The organism is [Pantoea] beijingensis (genome assembly GCF_022647505.1).
In the GTDB taxonomy this organism is placed as follows: domain Bacteria; phylum Pseudomonadota; class Gammaproteobacteria; order Enterobacterales; family Enterobacteriaceae; genus Erwinia; species Erwinia beijingensis.
On sequence record NZ_CP071409.1, the window covers coordinates 989,849 to 1,005,680 of the forward strand.

General features: G+C 49.5%; 11 protein-coding genes and 4 tRNA genes. All 15 read left to right on the top strand.

All coding sequences use genetic code 11. The features are described from left to right. Nucleotides 1-57: 57 nt before the first annotated feature. The 15 genes from J1C60_RS04435 (at nt 58) to J1C60_RS04505 (ending at nt 15,707) form a co-directional block, all read left to right on the top strand. A complete protein-coding gene (locus J1C60_RS04435; protein WP_128178410.1) occupies nt 58-3,819 on the top strand; it encodes a nitrate reductase subunit alpha in 3,762 nt (1,253 codons plus the stop codon). Further along, entirely contained in the window at nt 3,816-5,360 is a 1,545-nt protein-coding gene (gene narH, locus J1C60_RS04440; protein WP_128178411.1) for a nitrate reductase subunit beta, read from the top strand. Before J1C60_RS04435 ends, narH begins: the two co-directional genes overlap by 4 nt. After that, nucleotides 5,357-6,079 carry a nitrate reductase molybdenum cofactor assembly chaperone gene (gene narJ, locus J1C60_RS04445; RefSeq protein ID WP_128178412.1) on the top strand — a complete coding sequence of 241 codons (723 nt, stop codon included), beginning with the start codon at nt 5,357-5,359 and terminating at the stop codon, nt 6,077-6,079. The genes narH and narJ overlap by 4 nt, the downstream gene beginning before the upstream one ends. A gap of 2 nt (nt 6,080-6,081) precedes the next feature. Further along, entirely contained in the window at nt 6,082-6,759 is a 678-nt protein-coding gene (gene narI, locus J1C60_RS04450) for a respiratory nitrate reductase subunit gamma (RefSeq protein ID WP_128178413.1), read from the top strand. A gap of 287 nt (nt 6,760-7,046) precedes the next feature. After that, a complete protein-coding gene (gene mltB / locus J1C60_RS04455; protein ID WP_128178414.1) occupies nt 7,047-8,123 on the top strand; it encodes a lytic murein transglycosylase B in 1,077 nt (358 codons plus the stop codon). Nucleotides 8,124-8,335: 212 nt separating this feature from the next. Continuing rightward, a complete protein-coding gene (locus tag J1C60_RS04460; RefSeq protein ID WP_128178415.1) occupies nt 8,336-8,674 on the top strand; it encodes a zinc ribbon domain-containing protein YjdM in 339 nt (112 codons plus the stop codon). 477 nt (nt 8,675-9,151) lie between these two features. After that, the gene (gene pncC, locus J1C60_RS04465; RefSeq protein WP_128178416.1) at nt 9,152-9,661 is read left to right on the top strand and encodes a nicotinamide-nucleotide amidase; all 510 of its coding nucleotides are present in this window, start codon (nt 9,152-9,154) and stop codon (nt 9,659-9,661) included. A 79-nt stretch (nt 9,662-9,740) separates the two neighbouring features. Continuing rightward, nucleotides 9,741-10,805 carry a recombinase RecA gene (gene recA, locus J1C60_RS04470; RefSeq protein ID WP_128178417.1) on the top strand — a complete coding sequence of 355 codons (1,065 nt, stop codon included), beginning with the start codon at nt 9,741-9,743 and terminating at the stop codon, nt 10,803-10,805. Between the two features lie 303 nt (nt 10,806-11,108). Then, the gene (locus J1C60_RS04475) at nt 11,109-11,618 is read left to right on the top strand and encodes a regulatory protein RecX (protein ID WP_128178418.1); all 510 of its coding nucleotides are present in this window, start codon (nt 11,109-11,111) and stop codon (nt 11,616-11,618) included. Nucleotides 11,619-11,755: 137 nt separating this feature from the next. Further along, on the top strand, nt 11,756-14,383 hold the full coding sequence (gene alaS / locus J1C60_RS04480; RefSeq protein ID WP_128178419.1) for an alanine--tRNA ligase: 2,628 nt from the start codon (nt 11,756-11,758) through the stop codon (nt 14,381-14,383). Nucleotides 14,384-14,629: 246 nt separating this feature from the next. Next, complete coding sequence (gene csrA / locus J1C60_RS04485) at nt 14,630-14,818, top strand: carbon storage regulator CsrA (protein WP_128178420.1); 189 nt, start codon at nt 14,630-14,632, stop codon at nt 14,816-14,818. A gap of 296 nt (nt 14,819-15,114) precedes the next feature. Next, a tRNA-Ser gene (locus tag J1C60_RS04490) sits at nt 15,115-15,207 on the top strand. Between the two features lie 7 nt (nt 15,208-15,214). Continuing rightward, nucleotides 15,215-15,291, top strand: a tRNA-Arg gene (locus J1C60_RS04495). Between the two features lie 88 nt (nt 15,292-15,379). Next, nucleotides 15,380-15,456, top strand: a tRNA-Arg gene (locus J1C60_RS04500). 174 nt (nt 15,457-15,630) lie between these two features. Continuing rightward, nucleotides 15,631-15,707 (top strand) — tRNA-Arg (locus tag J1C60_RS04505). Nucleotides 15,708-15,832 lie beyond the last annotated feature (125 nt).

Genomic DNA, 15,832 nt, shown 5'->3' on the forward strand with positions numbered 1-15,832 from the left:
GTTTGAGCAATGTTCAGTCATTCATATAACAACGCAGAGCCTTCAGGAGCATTCCGGATGAGCAAGTTTTTAGACAGGTTTCGTTATTTCAAGCAAATAGCTGAACCATTTTCTGGCAAACATGGCCAGACAATGAATTCCAATCGTGACTGGGAAGACGGCTACCGTAGTCGCTGGCAGCACGACAAAATCGTGCGATCTACTCACGGAGTCAATTGCACGGGATCATGTAGCTGGAAAATTTACGTCAAAAATGGTTTGGTCACCTGGGAAACGCAGCAAACCGATTACCCACGCACCCGTCCCGACTTACCTAACCATGAACCTCGCGGCTGTCCGCGTGGAGCCAGCTATTCCTGGTACCTCTACAGCGCGAACCGGCTGAAATATCCCTTAATGCGTAAACGCCTGATCACGTTGTGGCGTGAGGCGAAAGCCCAGCACAGCGATCCTGTTGATGCCTGGGGCTCCATCGTCAGCGATCCAGAGAAAGCCAAAAGTTACAAAATTGCGCGTGGTCGCGGTGGCTTTGTTCGTTCCAGCTGGCAGGAAGTCAATGAGCTGATTGCGGCTTCGAATGTTTATACGGCAAAAACCTTTGGTCCTGACCGTATTATGGGGTTCTCGCCCATTCCGGCGATGTCCATGGTTTCTTACGCTTCCGGCGCGCGTTATCTCTCACTGATTGGTGGGACCTGCCTGAGTTTCTACGACTGGTATTGCGATCTGCCTCCCGCTTCGCCAATGACATGGGGCGAGCAGACCGACGTGCCGGAATCGGCAGACTGGTATAACTCTTCCTACATTATTGCCTGGGGGTCTAACGTCCCGCAGACGCGTACCCCGGATGCCCACTTCTTTACGGAAGTTCGTTACAAAGGGACCAAAACGGTTGCGGTAACGCCAGACTATGCCGAAGTCGCCAAGCTGTGCGATCAGTGGCTGAATCCAAAGCAGGGCACTGACAGCGCGATGGCGCTGGCAATGGGCCATGTCATGCTGAGGGAGTTCCACCTCGATCGTGAAGTCAGCTATTTCCGTGATTACGTTCGCCACTACACCGATATGCCAATGCTGGTACTGCTGGAGCCACGTGAAGGTGGATACTATGCGGCCGGTCGTATGCTGCGTGCCAGCGACTTGGTGGATGGATTAGGTCAGGAAAATAATCCTGAATGGAAAACCATTGCCTATAACGAAGCCAACGGTGAACTGGTTGCCCCGCAAGGTTCTATCGGTTTCCGCTGGGGTGAAAAAGGTAAATGGAACCTGGAGCAACGCGAAGGTAAGTCACAGCAAGAAGTTGAGTTGCAGCTTAGTTTGCTCGGTAGCCATGATGACGTGGCCGACGTTGGTTTTCCGTATTTCGGTGGATCTGAGAGCGAGCATTTCAACAGCGTAGCACTGGACGAGATCCTGCTACATAAACTGCCAGTGAAACGTCTGCAGCTGGCGGACGGCAGTGAGGCGCTAGTGACCAGTGTTTATGATTTGACGCTGGCCAACTATGGTCTTGATCGTGGCCTTGATGATGCGAACTGTGCCAACAGCTACGATGATATAAAGGCCTACAGCCCAGCCTGGGCAGAGAAAATTACAGGCGTGTCTCGTCAGAATATCATCCGTATCGCCCGCGAATTTGCTGAAAACGCTGAGAAAACGCGCGGTCGTTCAATGATCATCGTCGGCGCCGGGATGAACCACTGGTATCACATGGACATGAACTACCGCGGTTTGATCAATATGTTGATCTTCTGTGGCTGCGTTGGACAAAGTGGGGGTGGCTGGGCGCATTACGTGGGCCAGGAAAAGCTGCGTCCGCAAACCGGTTGGACACCGCTGGCATTCGCCCTTGACTGGCAGCGTCCACCACGTCATATGAACGGCACTTCATTCTTTTATAACCATTCCAGCCAGTGGCGTTACGAAACGGTCGCGACCAGCGAGTTGCTTTCCCCACTTGCGGATAAATCCCGCTACACGGGTAGCCTGATTGACTTTAACGTTCGTTCCGAACGTATGGGATGGCTGCCATCTGCTCCACAACTTGGGACAAACCCATTGCATCTGGCGGCACAAGCTAAAGCGGCAGGTCAGTCACCAATTGATTTTACGGTCGACAGCCTGAAAAATGGCACACTGCGTTTTGCCGCAGAACAGCCAGATAACCCACAAAACTTTCCACGTAACCTGTTTGTATGGCGATCTAACCTGCTGGGTTCCTCCGGCAAAGGGCATGAGTACATGCTCAAGTATCTGCTGGGAACCGAAAACGGTATCCAGGGTAAAGATTTAGGCCTGCAAGGAGCAGTGAAGCCGGAAGAAGTTGAATGGCAGGATCAGGGTGGGGAAGGAAAACTGGACCTGGTTGTAACCCTCGATTTCCGTATGTCCAGTACCTGTCTCTATTCTGATATTGTGCTGCCTACTGCGACCTGGTATGAAAAAGACGACATGAATACGTCGGATATGCATCCATTTATTCACCCGCTGTCAGCGGCTGTCGATCCAGCCTGGGAATCGAAAAGTGACTGGGAAATTTATAAAGGTATCGCCAAAGCGTTTTCTGACGTGTGCGTAGGTCATTTAGGCGTGGAGACGGATATCGTTACGCTGCCAGTTCAGCATGACTCACCAGCCGAGCTGGCACAACCGTTTGACGTGAAGGACTGGAAAAAAGGCGAATGCGATTTAATTCCAGGTAAAACTGCGCCACATATTATCGCTGTTGAGCGTGATTATCCGGCAACCTGGGAACGTTTTACCTCGCTTGGACCGTTGATGGACAAGTTAGGCAATGGTGGTAAAGGAATTAACTGGAATACCCAGACGGAAGTCGACTTCCTGAAACAGCTGAACTACGTCAAGGCCGACGGTCCGGCGGCAGGTCGTCCCAATATCAATAGCGCAATTGACGCTGCCGAAGTGATTCTGTCGCTGGCACCAGAAACGAACGGCCAGGTGGCGGTAAAAGCTTGGCAGGCGTTGAGCGATATTACCGGGCTTGACCATACGCATCTGGCACTCAATAAAGAAGATGAAAAGATTCGCTTCCGTGATATCCAGGCCCAGCCGCGCAAAATTATTTCCAGCCCAACCTGGTCTGGCCTGGAAGATGAACATGTTTCATACAATGCCTGTTATACCAATGTTCATGAGTTGATTCCATGGCGTACCCTGAGCGGCCGTCAGCAGATCTATCAGGATCATGAATGGATGCGTGCCTTTGGTGAAAGTCTGCTGGTCTATCGTCCGCCAATTGATACGCGGGCGGCGAAGCCCCTGCTGAACAAGAAACCGAATGGTAACCCGGAAAAAGCGCTGAACTTCCTGACGCCACACCAGAAATGGGGTATTCACTCGACCTACAGTGACAACCTGCTGATGCTGACATTGTCTCGTGGCGGTCCGATTGTCTGGATGAGTGAGGACGATGCGAAAGAACTGGGAATTGTCGATAACGACTGGATAGAGGTATTTAACTCCAACGGTGCGTTAACGGCACGTGCCGTAGTCAGCCAGCGTATCCCGGCCGGAATGACCATGATGTATCACGCGCAGGAACGCATTGTGAATATCCCTGGCTCAGAAATTACCAGCCAACGCGGTGGGATCCACAACTCGGTCACAAGAACCTGTCCGAAACCCACGCATATGATCGGGGGTTATGCGCAGCTTTCCTATGGCTTTAACTACTACGGCACCGTGGGCTCTAACCGCGATGAATTTGTCGTAGTCAGAAAGATGAACAATATTAACTGGTTAGATGGCGAAGGTAACGATGATTGTCAGGGTAGCCAGCAGGAGAAAAGCCAATGAAAATTCGTTCGCAAGTCGGCATGGTATTGAACCTGGACAAATGCATCGGTTGCCACACCTGTTCAGTGACCTGTAAGAACGTCTGGACCAGCCGTGAAGGCATGGAGTATGCCTGGTTCAATAATGTGGAAAGTAAACCAGGCGTGGGATATCCCCATGCCTGGGAAGACCAGAAAAAATGGAAGGGCGGCTGGATACGTAAAATTAACGGTAAGCTGGAACCCCGCATGGGTAATCGCGTAGGGCTGCTATCGAAAATTTTTGCTAACCCGGATGTTCCCGCTTTAGATGATTATTACGAACCCTTTGATTACGATTATCAGAATCTGCATACCGCTCCGGCAGGGAAGCATCAGCCTATTGCTCGCCCTCGCTCGCTGATTACCGGTCAGCGGATGAAGAAAATTGAAAATGGCCCTAACTGGGAAGAGATCCTGGGCGGCGAGTTTGAAAAACGCTCTAAGGATAAAAACTTCGATAATATCCAGAAAGAGATGTACGGCCAGTTTGAAAACACCTTCATGATGTATCTGCCGCGTTTGTGCGAGCACTGTCTGAACCCAGCCTGTGTGGCAACGTGTCCAAGCGGTGCGATTTATAAACGTGGTGAAGATGGCATCGTGTTGATCGATCAAGACAAATGCCGTGGTTGGCGTATGTGCCTAACCGGTTGCCCGTATAAAAAAATCTACTTCAACTGGAAAAGCGGTAAATCAGAAAAATGTATTTTCTGCTATCCACGTATTGAAGCGGGTCAGCCAACGGTATGTTCTGAAACCTGTGTGGGTCGTATCCGTTATCTTGGTGTATTGCTGTATGACGCCGACCGTATCGAAGAAGCGGCATCAACCGAAAATGAGAAAGACCTGTACCAACGTCAGATGGATATTTTCCTCGATCCACATGATCCGGCGGTCATTGCACAGGCTCTGAAAGACGGTGTGCCACAGAGCGTCATTGATGCGGCTCAGCACTCGCCGGTTTACAAAATGGCGATGGACTGGAAGCTGGCCCTGCCGCTGCATCCTGAGTACCGTACTTTACCCATGGTATGGTATGTCCCGCCGTTGTCTCCGATTCAGTCTGCTGCCGATGCGGGTATGCTGGCGCACAGCGGTGTGTTGCCGGATATCGAAAGCCTGCGTATCCCGGTTCAGTATCTGGCGAATCTTTTGACTGCGGGTGATACCGCACCTGTCCTGCTCGCGCTGAAACGTATGATGGCAATGCGTCATTACAAACGCGCGGAGACGGTGGAAGGGGAAGTGGATACGCGAGCACTGGAGCAGGTTGGCCTAACCGAGGCCCAGGCGCAGGAAATGTATCGTTACTTGGCTATTGCCAACTATGAAGATCGTTTTGTCGTGCCTTCAAGCCACCGAGAACTGGCGCGTGAAGCTTTCCCTGAGAGTAAAGGCTGTGGCTTTAGCTTCGGTGATGGTTGTCATGGCAGTGACAGTAAATTCAATCTGTTTAATAGCCGCCGTATTGATGCGATTGACGTCACGAAAAAAACTGTTCGCCAGGAGGATGCGTCATGATTGCTCTCTGCGTTATTGCGCGTCTGCTGGATTACCCCGATCGGGCATTGTTCGATCATCGTCAGGACCTGCTGGACGCCGTGGAAGCGGCCAGTGAATTGGCCCCCCAGTACCGCATTGCACTGGCAGAATTTATCGATCAATTCTGCGCGCGTCCGCTACTGGATGTGCAGGCCGACTACTGTGAGTTGTTTGATCGTGGTCGTGCCACCTCGCTACTGTTATTCGAACATGTGCACGGTGAATCGCGAGATCGCGGACAGGCGATGGTCGATTTAATGGAGCAGTATCGGGCCGATGGTCTCGAGCTGAATTCCAGGGAGTTACCAGATTTTCTACCACTTTATTTGGAGTATCTGGCTAACGGTGATATTGAACGGGCGCGAGGAGGTTTGCAGGATATCGTACCGATCCTTGCACTGCTGGCGGCACGTTTGCAGCAGCGTCAAAGCCCGTATGCTGTGTTGTTTGAAATATTACATTCGCTGTCCGGGGCTGATGTAGAGTTTGAAAACTTACAACCTCAGGTAGCGAGGGAGGCCCGTGACGACACGCCAGAGGCACTGGATGCCGTTTGGGAAGAGGAGCAGGTTAAGTTCCTCGGCGAACAGGGCTGTGCTTCGGCACAGCAGGCCGCGCATCAGCGTCGTTTTGCCGGAGCGGTTGCGCCACAGTATCTGGATGTGGCCCAAGCCACAACGCGATCCACAGGAAGCTAATCATGCAATTTCTAACCAAGTTTTTTTTCGACATTTACCCTTATATCGCAGGATCTGTCTTCCTGATTGGCAGCTGGTTACGCTATGACTACGGGCAGTACACATGGCGAGCCGGTTCTAGTCAGATGCTTGATAAAAAAGGGATGAGATTGGCTTCAAACCTGTTTCATATCGGCATTATCGGCATTTTCTTTGGCCATATTGTCGGTATGTTGACGCCGCACTGGATGTACGAGTCGTTTTTGCCTATCGACGTCAAGCAGAAGCTGGCAATGATTGCGGGTGGGATTTGTGGCCTGATGACGCTGGTCGGCGGAGGATTATTACTTAAACGGCGTCTGACCAACCCACGTGTGCGGGCTACCAGTAGCGTAGGGGATATTCTGATTATTACGCTGCTGGTCGTGCAGGTTTGTCTGGGGTTACTGACCATTCCTTTCTCTGCGCAGCATATGGATGGCAGCGAGATGATGAAGCTGGTGGGGTGGGCGCAAGCTGTGGTGACTTTCCATGGTGGCGCTTCACAGCACCTGGAAGGCGTTGCACTGATCTTCCGTCTGCACATGGTACTGGGTATGACGTTATTCCTGCTCTTTCCCTTCTGTAGACTGGTGCATATCTGGAGCGCGCCTGTGGAGTACCTGACGCGCAGTTACCAGCTGGTACGCAATCGTCGCTAGTAGCCGCTATCGGGTCTGCCAGGCCCTGCATGGTTTTTAGCAAGATGTGTCCTGATATCTTCTCTCCTGATCACTCAGTTCAATCCCAGGAGGGAAGATGTCATCCTTCGGGCTCCTGCATGGATAGAACTGACAGCATCAACGCTCATCACTTTGTTCTACGTTGCCTGAAGGGGCGGTATATCCAATTCTCATCGATCACGGGATGGGTGGTTTACTCTTTTATTCATAGTCTGCAATAGCTTAAGATAACGCTCTATTTATCCCTCATTAGGACGGATCTCTGAATGCGTGCTGTGGCCAAATTTCTTCCCCTTTTCCTTTTCCTTTTCCTTGCTGCCTGCAGTAGTAAATCCCCGGTACCAGAGCCATCGCAGGGAGAAAATCCTTTTAAAGGCGGCGGATTTTTACTTGAGCCGTCCCATACTTTGCATCCACTTGGTGGTGATTTTTCCCGGAACCCTGCCGCTGAGCGTTTTGTTGATAAGATGGTGCGCGAACATAGCTTTGATCGGCAACAGTTGCATGATGTCCTGGCGCAGGCAAAGCAACTGGATTGGGTGATTAAGCTGATGGACCGCCAGGCGCCGGTTGGCCCCGCTCCGGTAGGGCCCAATGGTGCCTGGTTACGGTACCGGGCTAAGTTTATAACACCGGATAATATACCTAATGGGGTTGCGTTCTGGCAGCGTTATCAGAATGAATTGCAGCGTGCCTACGAGGTTTACGGCGTGCCACCGGAAATTATTGTCGGCATTATTGGGGTTGAAACCCGCTGGGGGCGGGTGATGGGTAAAACGCGCATCATTGATGCGTTGGCGACGCTTGCTTTTAATTATCCTCGTCGAGCTGATTTCTTTAGTGCGGAACTGGAGACTTTTTTGCTGATGGCGCGTACGGAGGGTGATGATCCACTGGATTTACGAGGATCGTATGCAGGTGCGATGGGATATGGTCAGTTTATGCCGTCTTCCTTTAAACAATATGCAGTTGATTTCAACCACGACGGGCATATCAACTTATGGGACCCGGTTGATGCTATTGGCAGTGTCGCTAATTATTTCAAATCTCATGGTTGGCAAAGAGATGGTGAGGTTGCAATCATGGCGAACGGTCAGGCACCGAACCTTGCAAATGGTTTTAACACACAATATTCGCCGGGAACGTTGGCTGCTGCAGGCGTCTCTCCCCAATCATCGATCTCTGGTTATCAACAAGTTAGCTTACTGCGTCTGGACATGGGAAACCGTTATCAATATTGGTACGGATTACCCAACTTTTACGTGATCACTCGTTATAATCATAGTACGCATTACGCTATGGCTGTCTGGCAACTGGGGCAGGCGGTAAAAATGGCAAGATAAAGAGAAGCCGGACGGCGGGCTATTTATACTACCCTTACTTGATGTAAGGAGATAACATAGCCGCCCAAAATTTATTCTCGCGGCATATTGGATTGCAGGTAGCGGGTCTTTCTGGCTTGTAAGCCCGACTCGCTGCGACAGTGCCACCATCGTTCGGCAATCTGAATTATCCCGGGTAAATCAGGCTTTTTATCTATCAAACGGAGTTTTCGATGCAATCGTTACCAAGCTGTCCTAAATGCAATTCTGAATATACCTGGGAGGATGGCGATCAGTTGAACTGTCCGGAATGTGGCCATGTATGGTCTGCAACCAACGTTGTTTCTGATGACGATATGCTGGTGGTCAAAGATGCCAACGGTAATCTACTGGCAGATGGGGATTCTGTCACCGTTGTGAAGGATCTGAAAGTAAAGGGCAGCTCTTCGACATTGAAAATAGGCACCCGGGTAAAAAGCATTCGGCTGGTAGAAGGGGATCATAATATCGATTGTAAAATCGATGGTTTTGGTCAGATGAAACTCAAATCTGAGTTCGTGAAGAAAAACTAGCCTGTCTTTGGTACTCAGCTGTTGTTAATTGGCTGTTGAAGACACCGCCACGCACCCATGTGGCGGTTTGCACCACTATCTGCCATGAATCTTTTTCCCTTCCTACACCTGATTTCAGCGATTATCACACTCATAAAATATTGTGCTCGATTCTACTGATGCAGATATGAAATTCTGTTGGGACGTAAGTGAGGTTCAGTCGGAGGCAATCCAGGCCGTATCTCTGGCCGAACCATTTGCAGCATACCCGTTGATGCTTTCATTTTACTGGTTATGCTTCCTTGAGGTGTCCCAACATACCGCAATAGTGCATTTTTAATGGGCCGGAGTGGCTACTTTTGTGGGTAAATAGTAAAGGCGTAATGGAAGAGGGCGCGCAAAATGTTTTTTTGCGGCAGGCTTTCTCTGAAAAACGCAGTGGAAACGGGTAGATTTGTTGTTAACGTTGTACTTGAGTCACGAATTGGGAAGAAGGATATGGCAGACGACGAATTGAAACAACTCAGTATCTCGGTAGGAAAGTGCCTTCAGCAGCGCAATGCGACGATTACTGTAGCAGAATCCTGTACTGGTGGCTGGGTTGCTAAAGCGCTGACGGACATTGCTGGCAGTTCTGCCTGGTTTGAGTACGGTTTTGTTACCTATAGCAACAGCGCGAAGCAAAAACTGCTTGGCGTGGGTGAGCCGTCTTTAGCGCGGTGGGGAGCGGTGAGCGAGGTCGTAGTCCATGAAATGGCCGTGGGTGCGCTGCGGGTGGCTAATGCGCAGTTCGCCATATCGGTAAGCGGAATCGCAGGGCCGGAAGGCGGAACGGCAGAAAAGCCTGTTGGCAGCGTCTGGTTCGGCTTTGCCTGTGCTGATGGTCGATTCCTCACTTGTTTACAGCATTTTACCGGTGATCGTGACGCTATACGTCATCAGGCTGCGGTTTACGCTTTGCATACCCTCCTTAATGATTTTCTCGAAAATAAACTTGATACTGTATGACTATACAGTATAATCACTGGCATCGAATTATCGTAAAGCAACCTTGTAAGCGCTTTACCCTGCATGATTAGGAGTAAAAATGGCTATCGACGAAAACAAGCAAAAAGCACTGGCAGCAGCGCTCGGTCAGATTGAGAAGCAATTTGGTAAAGGCTCTATCATGCGCTTGGGTGAAGACCGCTCAATGGACGTTGAAACCATCTCAACTGGTTCACTTTCCCTGGATATCGCGTTAGGTGCGGGCGGTTTGCCGATGGGCCGCATTGTCGAAATCTATGGCCCTGAATCTTCAGGTAAAACTACACTTACTCTGCAGGTTATTGCCGCGGCGCAGCGTAAAGGAAAGACCTGTGCTTTTATCGATGCTGAGCATGCACTGGATCCTGTTTACGCAAAAAAACTGGGTGTTGATATTGATAACCTGCTTTGTTCTCAACCGGATACTGGTGAGCAGGCACTTGAGATTTGTGATGCTCTGGCACGTTCCGGCGCTGTTGATGTCATCATTGTCGACTCAGTAGCAGCGTTAACGCCTAAAGCAGAGATTGAAGGTGAAATTGGTGACTCACACATGGGGCTGGCTGCCCGTATGATGAGTCAGGCAATGCGTAAGCTGGCGGGTAACCTTAAACAATCAAATACGCTACTGATCTTTATTAACCAGATCCGTATGAAAATTGGTGTGATGTTTGGTAACCCGGAAACCACCACTGGTGGCAATGCTCTTAAATTCTATGCATCCGTTCGTCTGGATATCCGCCGTATCGGCGCGATCAAGGAAGGCGACAATGTGGTGGGCAGCGAAACTCGCGTTAAAGTGGTAAAAAACAAAATTGCAGCGCCATTCAAACAGGCTGAATTCCAGATCATGTATGGTGAAGGGATCAACGTTTACGGCGAATTAGTTGATCTGGGTGTGAAGCACAAGCTGATTGAAAAAGCGGGTGCCTGGTACAGCTATAATGGTGACAAAATTGGGCAGGGTAAAGCTAACTCTGGCAATTACCTTAAAGAAAATGCAGCCATAGCCAATGAGATTGAGCAGAAACTGCGCGATATGTTGTTGAACAGCGCCAACGATAAACCCGATTTTGTTGAAGAAGAATTTCCTAAAGAAATCAGCGAAACAAACGAAGATTTCTAATCCAGACGAGAGCAGCATAAACGCTGCTCTCGTGTTTTACCGTAAAATCTCGCTATTTTGTCCTGTCCTCACTGCTTTTTTCTGTTGTATCCTCCTTCTTTGCACCAATTATCTATTCTGATAGCAACTTCTTTTGTTTCCTGGAGCATTTATCGTTACGCTTTGCGTGTGCGATAAGTATTTAGACCGTCGTCAAAATTGATCAGCAGAAACGAGATCTGCTGAGTATTCCAGATTATTGGACGACTTGTGTTAAGGGTTCATTCGTTGCTTATCACCATGCTTTAAACTGTTCGGAGTGTTATGTCTGACGATACGGCTTCCCGTAAGCAATTTTCCCAACTGCTCGATCGTGCGGTGCGAATACTGGCAATGCGTGATCACAGTGAGGCTGAATTTCGTCGAAAGCTTGTGCTTTCAATTCAGCGAGCAGCGATGTATCGGCAGGAAGAGAGGCCGGAAATTCCGGAAGATGAAATTGAAAAGGTAGTAGCCTGGTGCTATCAACACGGATGGTTGGATGATGCCCATTTTGCTGAGCGTTATACGGCAAGTCGTAGCCGCAAAGGATATGGTCCGCAGCGCATTCGTATGGAGCTGGGGCAGAAGGGGATAGCTCGGGAAGATATCGATACGGTGTTAAGTATGGCTGATATTGACTGGGGCGAAGCGGCATTTAACGTGGCAGAGCGAAAGTTTGGTCTGCCTTTACCAACGGAATGGAAAGAAAAAAACAGAGTACAACGCTATTTACTGTCGAAAGGCTTCTTTATGGAAGATATCCAGGGCATTTTCAGAAATTTTGATGATTGACTGCCAATGGGATTTTACTTCGTACTGAAGAAATTTTATCTTATTCCCACTTTTTGTTCGTGTATCGCCGGGTTGGACTATGAAGTCGCCGTGTCGCATGATGCACGAAACATTCGTTACGTGATTCCGGGACAAATATGAGCAAGAGCACTGCTGAGATTCGTCAAACGTTTCTCGACTTTTTTCACAGCAAGGGACATCAGGTTGTAGCCAGTAGCTCCCTCGTGCCAAATAACGATCCGACGTTACTCTTTACTAACGCCGGTATGAACCAATTTAAAGACGTTTTTTTAGGTCAGGATAAACGAAGCTATTCCCGAGCAACGACATCACAGCGTTGCGTCCGCGCGGGTGGTAAGCATAACGATCTTGAAAATGTTGGCTACACCGCACGGCACCATACTTTCTTTGAAATGCTGGGGAATTTTAGCTTCGGTGACTATTTCAAACAGGAAGCAATTGCATTTGCATGGGAATTATTAACAGGTGCACAGTGGTTTAACCTGCCAAAAGAACGTTTGTGGGTGACCGTCTATGAAACCGATGACGAAGCCTTTGAAATCTGGGCCAATGACATCGGTGTTCCGCGCGAACGCATTATCCGCATCGGTGATAATAAAGGTAGTGCCTATGCATCTGATAATTTCTGGCAGATGGGGGATACCGGACCTTGCGGTCCTTGTACTGAAATTTTCTTCGATCATGGCGATCATATCTGGGGCGGTCCGCCAGGATCAGCTGAGGAAGATGGTGATCGGTACATTGAAATCTGGAACATCGTTTTCATGCAGTTCAACCGCCAGACTGACGGCACAATGTTACCGTTACCGAAACCGTCTGTTGATACAGGGATGGGGCTAGAGCGTATTGCTGCCGTATTGCAGCACGTTAACTCGAACTATGAAATTGATTTATTCGAAAAGCTAATTGCGTCTGTTGCTCGGGTAACCGGTGCTGGCGACCTTACGAATAAATCGCTGCGTGTCATCGCCGACCATATCCGTTCATGTGCTTTTCTGATAGCGGATGGGGTTATCCCTTCGAACGAGAACCGCGGCTATGTACTACGGCGAATCATTCGCCGAGCTGTTCGCCATGGCAATATGCTGGGCGCAAAAGGCGTATTTTTCTACAAGCTGGTCGCGCCACTGATTGAGGTGATGGGCTCGGCAGGAGAAGAGCTGGAACGTCAGCAATCGCAGGTTGAACAGATCCTCAAAACAGAGGAAGAGCAATTTGCCAGAACGCTGGAGCGTGGTTTAGCGTTGTTAGATGAAGAGTTGACGAACTTGCAGGGCGATATGCTTGATGGCGAAACAGTTTTCCGCCTGTATGATACGTTTGGCTTCCCGGCAGATTTAACCGCAGATGTATGCCGCGAGCGTAATCTCAAAATTGATGAGGCGGGATTTGAGCGCGCGATGGAACAGCAACGCCGTCGTGCACGCGAAGCTAGCGGCTTTGGCACGGATTACAATAATGTCATCCGCATTGACTCTGCTTCTGCTTTCAAAGGCTATGACCAGATGGCATTGAAAGCGACCGTCACGGCCATTTTCGTTGACGGAAAGGAAGCGAAGGAGATTGCTGCCGGCCAGGAAGGCGTCATTGTACTTGATGAAACGCCGTTCTACGGTGAATCGGGTGGGCAGGTTGGTGATACGGGAGAGTTGAAGGGGGCTAACGCCGCTTTCAGTGTCAGCGATACCCAAAAATATGGTCAGGCGATCGGCCATATTGGTCAGCTTATTGCCGGGCACGTACGTATCGGCGATCGTATGGATGCTCAGGTGGATGAATCGCGTCGTGCACGTATCAGACTTAATCACTCTGCGACCCACTTACTACATGCGGCTTTGCGCCAGGTGCTGGGGGAGCATGTTGCTCAGAAAGGTTCACTGGTTAATGATAAGTATTTGCGCTTTGATTTCTCACATTTTGAGGCGATGAGGCCTGAAGAGATTCGTGAGGTTGAAGATATAGTGAATGCGCAGATTCGTCATAATCTCTCGATTGATACCAACATTATGGAGCTGGAGGCCGCTCGGTCTAAAGGCGCCATGGCATTGTTTGGTGAAAAGTATGATGACCATGTACGTGTCCTGAGTATGGGCGATTTTTCTACCGAACTGTGTGGTGGGACACATGCACGTCGTACTGGCGATATCGGCCTGTTTCGTATCATCGCTGAGTCGGGAACTGCCGCAGGCGTACGTCGTATTGAGGCGGTGACTGGTGAGCGCGCTTTGCAGCAGGTCTATGCGCAAAGTGAGCAGTTGCAGGATATTGCGCATCTGGTAAAAGCGAATAGCAGTAACCTTAACGAAAAGGTACGTTCTGTCATTGAGCACGTACGTTTACTGGAAAGAGAGTTACAGCAACTGAAAGATCAGCAGGCGGCGCAGGAAAGTGCTTCGCTGAGTAGTAAAGCAATTGAGGTCAAAGGTACTAAGTTACTGGTAAGTGAACTCAATAATGTTGAGCCTAAAATGCTGCGAACGATGGTGGACGATCTGAAGAATCAGCTGCATTCGGCCATTATTGTATTAGCGACGGTCACGGAAGGAAAAGTCTCCCTGATTGCCGGAGTGACAAAAGACCTTACCGACCGTGTGAAAGCCGGTGAACTTGTGGGAACATTAGCACAGCAGGTAGGCGGGAAAGGCGGTGGACGGCCCGATATGGCCCAGGCGGGCGGTTCCGATGCGCAGGCGTTGCCTGCTGCATTGGCCAGCGTTGAATCGTGGGTTACTGCGAAATTGTAACAATAAGAAAATGCAATGCTGATAGCGCCAGCAAAAGATAACTTGGCGCTTTTTCATGCGAAGCGCACCCTGTAACTATAAAGTCAGGTTGATGAAGAGCATTTCGGCTAAACTAACTATCAGCAGAATGTATTGGCGTGATTTTTTACATGCGATGTATTTGTCATTGTCTACGTTTAGCGTTATATGATGGATATTGCCGGGAGCCCAAGAACCCGACTCTTTTAATCTTTCAAGGAGCAAAGAATGCTTATTCTAACTCGTCGAGTTGGTGAAACCCTCATGATCGGTGATGAGGTAACTGTAACGGTGTTGGGCGTTAAAGGTAACCAGGTTCGTATTGGCGTTAATGCCCCAAAAGAAGTTTCAGTACACCGCGAAGAGATTTATCAGCGTATCCAGGCTGAAAAAACTAACCCGCCAGGCAATTACTAACGGATACAGCGCCTCGCTTTTTTACGGCGAGGCGCTACCGCGTACCTCTCTACCTTGCTCTCACGTTCAGTTATTTCTCATATTTCTCACTTATTTTTCATGAAAACGCACCGCGGTTTTCTGTTGATAAATCATCCTTTTTGCCTTCAAAGTAGTCGGATTGCGTGGGATTTGTGCAAACAAACACACGGGGGGAAAAATTGTTTGACTTATAAGTCCGGGAAAGTAATATGTGCGCCACGCAGTGCCGATGAGCAGAAAGAAAGTTCAAAAGCACAGTTCGTAAGAACGCGTAAGGTGAGGTGGCCGAGAGGCTGAAGGCGCTCCCCTGCTAAGGGAGTATGCGGTCAAAAGCTGCATCGAGGGTTCGAATCCCTCCCTCACCGCCATTTTGATGCATCCGTAGCTCAGCTGGATAGAGTACTCGGCTACGAACCGAGCGGTCGGAGGTTCGAATCCTCCCGGATGCACCATATCAAGATAGCAAGTTGTTTGAATACGGAATTAGCAGCCCGTATCCGGTGAGTTTTTTCACCCCTGCGTTATACACGAAGTTGCAATGCATCCGTAGCTCAGCTGGATAGAGTACTCGGCTACGAACCGAGCGGTCGGAGGTTCGAATCCTCCCGGATGCACCATTTATTGCAAGAGAATCGCAGCTACGTCTGGTAAGTAATAAAATGCTTAATACCAGTCATAAAGGATAATGTCGCTTAAGAGCGATGCGGTCAGGCCGATTAATTATCCAGGATGTGTATTCTTATCAAGTATTTCCTCAGGTTGGTCATATTATCTCCCAAGTATTTCCTAATGCATCCGTAGCTCAGCTGGATAGAGTACTCGGCTACGAACCGAGCGGTCGGAGGTTCGAATCCTCCCGGATGCACCATCTCTGAAATAAAAATATTTTCCCTATTTAGTTATCCCCTAATCATGATGCTGCCTGTAGCGACGCCCGGTAGGGAATGCGCTGTTTTAATGTCTGAAAGACACCAGCAATATCCTAAATTTCAG

Coding starts and splice junctions, on each gene's coding strand:
- csrA (WP_128178420.1), top strand. CDS start 14,630: ATGCTTATTCTAACTCGTCGAGTTGGTGAAACCCTCATGATCGGTGAT.
- narH (WP_128178411.1), top strand. CDS start 3,816: ATGAAAATTCGTTCGCAAGTCGGCATGGTATTGAACCTGGACAAATGC.
- J1C60_RS04475 (WP_128178418.1), top strand. CDS start 11,109: ATGTCTGACGATACGGCTTCCCGTAAGCAATTTTCCCAACTGCTCGAT.
- narJ (WP_128178412.1), top strand. CDS start 5,357: ATGATTGCTCTCTGCGTTATTGCGCGTCTGCTGGATTACCCCGATCGG.
- narI (WP_128178413.1), top strand. CDS start 6,082: ATGCAATTTCTAACCAAGTTTTTTTTCGACATTTACCCTTATATCGCA.
- alaS (WP_128178419.1), top strand. CDS start 11,756: ATGAGCAAGAGCACTGCTGAGATTCGTCAAACGTTTCTCGACTTTTTT.
- pncC (WP_128178416.1), top strand. CDS start 9,152: ATGGCAGACGACGAATTGAAACAACTCAGTATCTCGGTAGGAAAGTGC.
- J1C60_RS04460 (WP_128178415.1), top strand. CDS start 8,336: ATGCAATCGTTACCAAGCTGTCCTAAATGCAATTCTGAATATACCTGG.
- mltB (WP_128178414.1), top strand. CDS start 7,047: ATGCGTGCTGTGGCCAAATTTCTTCCCCTTTTCCTTTTCCTTTTCCTT.
- J1C60_RS04435 (WP_128178410.1), top strand. CDS start 58: ATGAGCAAGTTTTTAGACAGGTTTCGTTATTTCAAGCAAATAGCTGAA.
- recA (WP_128178417.1), top strand. CDS start 9,741: ATGGCTATCGACGAAAACAAGCAAAAAGCACTGGCAGCAGCGCTCGGT.